The sequence below is a fragment of the Cohnella fermenti genome (assembly GCF_004801405.1).
Lineage (GTDB): Bacteria > Bacillota > Bacilli > Paenibacillales > Paenibacillaceae > Cohnella > Cohnella fermenti.
The window spans coordinates 1-2732 of record NZ_SSOB01000092.1 but is presented as its reverse complement, the minus strand read 5'-3'; the positions used below and the strand labels follow the sequence as shown (position 1 = coordinate 2732).

The 2732-nt window shown below is 61.9% G+C and carries 1 protein-coding gene; it reads right to left on the bottom strand.

Annotated elements, in window-relative coordinates:
- Positions 1-129 precede the first annotated feature (129 nt).
- A complete protein-coding gene (gene metE / locus E6C55_RS33060; RefSeq protein WP_136374097.1) occupies positions 130-2415 on the bottom strand; it encodes a 5-methyltetrahydropteroyltriglutamate--homocysteine S-methyltransferase in 2286 nt (761 codons plus the stop codon).
- Between the last annotated feature and the right edge of the window lie 317 nt (positions 2416-2732).

The window sequence follows — 2732 nt, the reverse complement described above, 5'->3', positions numbered from 1 at the left end:
CTTCCCTGCACAGTACGAGCGCTTGCGTCAACTGCACTCAAACGGTTGAACCGCCGTATACCGAACGGTACGTACGGTGGTGTGGAAGGTCGGCTACTCAACTAATGGGTAGCCTCCTATCCGATCGGGTTACTTGCCTGCTGCAGCGAGCTCCTGGCGGGCAAGCGCGGCGGCTTCGGTCATGTTCTTGAGTGCGGCGATCGCTTCGGGTTCTCCGCGCGTCTTCAGGCCGCAGTCCGGGTTGACCCAGAGGCGCTCGGACGGAACGACGGAGAGCGCGGAGCGGATGACGGCGAGCATCTCCGCCGTGTCCGGAACGACCGGGCTGTGGATGTCGTAGACGCCGAGTCCGATGCCGTTCGCGTAAGGCTCGTCGCGAAGCGCTTCGACGAGGGCGCCGTGGCTGCGCGACGTCTCGAGCGAGATGACGTCGGCGTCCATCGCTTCGATCGCCGGCAGAATCTCGTGGAAGTCGCAGTAGCACATGTGCGTGTGGACCTGCGTCTCGTTCTGCACGCCGCCGACGCTCTCGCGGAACGCGCCGACCGCCCAATCGAGGTATTCCTTCCACTCGCCCTTGCGGAGAGGCGCGATCTCGCGGAGAGCGGGCTCGTCGACCTGGATCATCGCGATGCCGGCTTCCTCGAGGCGCAGCACCTCGACATTCAGGGCGCGGGCAATCTGGAAAGCAATCTCGGCCTTCGAGAGGTCGTCGCGGTAGAACGACCAAGCGAGCATCGTGATCGGTCCGGTGAGCATTCCTTTGACCGGACGCGAGGTGAGCGACTGGGCGTACACCGAGTCGGCAACCGTCATCGGATCGCGGGCGACCACATCGCCGTAGATGACTGGCGGCTTCACGCAGCGGGAGCCGTACGATTGCACCCAACCGTTGCCGGTAAAGTGATAGCCGTCAAGCAGATGGCCGAAGTGCTCGACCATGTCGGTGCGCTCGAATTCGCCGTGAACGAGCACGTCGATGCCAAGCTCCTCCTGGCGTTCGATCCACAGCTTCGTCTTCTCGCGGAGAATCTCCTCGTACTTCGCCTGGTCGATGTTGCCCTTGCGCAGGTCGACGCGGGCGCGGCGGATGTCGGACGTCTGCGGCAGGCTTCCGATCGTCGTCGTCGGCAGCGGCGGCAGCTTGAACTTGTTCTGCTGCAGGACGCGGCGCTCTTCGAACGGAGCGCGGGCGTTGCGGTCGGATTCGCCGACTTCGGAGGAGACGTCGCGGTTGCGGCCCGGATGAGCTTGCAGCGCAGCGAGCGCTTCGCGGTTCTGCTCAAGCAGCGGGGAGGCCGACGTGCCTTGCTCCCACGCTTCCGCCAGTGCGACAAGCTCCGCCAGCTTCTCGTCGGCGAAAGCGAACGCTCCGCGGACGACCGGATCGCCCGTCGACTCCAGCTTCGCGCTGACCGGCACATGGAGCAGGCTGCAGGAAGGCTGCACGATCAGCTTATCCGCCGCTACGTTCTTGCCGAGGCGCTCCAGCTTGCCGAGAGCGGCGTTCGGGTCGACACGCCAGATGCCTCTTCCGTCGACGATGCCGGCTCCGAGAACCTTGTCCGCCGGCCAGCCCGAATTGTCGATCGACTCCAGGTTTGCGCCGCCGTCACGTACGAAGTCCAATCCGATTCCGTCCACGGGCAGCAGCTTTATTTTCTCCAGGTGGGCTACCGGTCCGAAGTACGTCTGAAGCTGAAGCTTGACTTCCGTCGCCGCAGCTTTGATCTGTCCGTACACCGCTTGAAGCAGCTCGACATGCTCTTCCGGAACGTCGGTGACGAGGGAAGGCTCGTCGATCTGAATCCAGCCTGCGCCGGCTTCCGCCAGCTCCGAGATCGCCTGGATGTATGCCGGAACGAGCGCGCGAACCTTGTCCGCCAGTTGGCCTGCGGCAATGCCCTTCGACAGGCGAGCGAACGTGTAAGGCCCGATCAGCACAGGGCGGCCGACGATGCCGAGCTCCCGCTTCGCTTCAAGGAACGCCTCCAGCCAAGGATTGCTTGCGAGCGAAGGAGCGCTGCTTGCCGTCCATTCCGGAACGAGGTAATGGTAGTTCGTGTCGAACCACTTCGTCATCTCGCTCGCGGGAGCGCCGGTTGCGCCTCTCGCCATGGCGAAGTAAAGATCGAGCGCATCCTGAGAAGCGAGGCCCGAGAAGCGCTCCGGGATCAGGCCGAAGGCGACCGAGTGATCCAGCATGCTGTCGTACAGAGTGAAGTCGCCTACCGGAACGAAGTCGATTCCGCTCAGCAGCAGCTTCCGCAGCCGGGCAAGCCGGAGCTCCTTCATCTGGGCGAGGAAGTCCTCCCGATTTGTTTTGCCGCCCCAGTAGCTCTCAAGCAGCAGCTTCCACTCGCGCTTCTCTCCGATTCGCGGATAGCCGAGTCCGGCCGTTTTGACTTTTGCCATGGCTTGCCACACACCTTTCACATGTCTCTTAATCGCAATAAATTGCGGAATGATTATCGATCTGTGAGAACAGAGTACCACGCCGCCGATTCCTATCGGTAATTTCTAAAAATTATATCTGGATATAGCCGGAAGCTATAGCGGGCGGAAGCGGGGGCGGAGTGGGGGACGGAGCAGGGCGGGGAGCGGCGAGAAGTCCAGCGGTATGATGTCAAGCCCCTGATTCATGAGAATTGGAAATTTTTTTGGCCATGAGGCGGATGAGTCAAGAAAAAGGGCACATCAAATCAAACCCAGTCGAAAATCGAGTTATCTAC